Origin of the sequence: Paenibacillus algorifonticola (genome assembly GCF_050481745.1) — a bacterium.
Lineage (GTDB): Bacteria > Bacillota > Bacilli > Paenibacillales > Paenibacillaceae > Pristimantibacillus > Pristimantibacillus algorifonticola_A.
Genome location: NZ_JBCNGR010000062.1, coordinates 1 through 242, shown reverse-complemented (window position 1 = coordinate 242; position 242 = coordinate 1). Strand labels below are relative to the sequence as shown.

Annotated in this window: 1 protein-coding gene; it reads right to left on the bottom strand. The window is 54.5% G+C overall.

Annotation, left to right across the window (positions count from 1 at the left end; all coding sequences use genetic code 11):
- On the bottom strand, window positions 1-242 hold a 242-nt coding region (locus ABEW34_RS31095; protein ID WP_430165480.1), incomplete at both ends, for an S-layer homology domain-containing protein.

The window sequence follows — 242 nt, the reverse complement described above, 5'->3', positions numbered from 1 at the left end:
GCTTGCTTGGCGTAAGCCACACCGCTCTTTGCCCATGCTGGAATGTCTTGATCATCTGCAAAGCCTGTTGCTGCATTCGCATCAGCAGGTATGCCTGCTGCATTTGCCAGCATCGCTACCATTTCCGCACGCGTAATTTGAGCATTCGGATGGAATCCACCATCAGCGTAGCCCTTTGTAATGCCAGCTTGCACCGCTTGCGCGACTGCTTTTTGCGCCCATGCGCCAATGGTCGCTGTGTC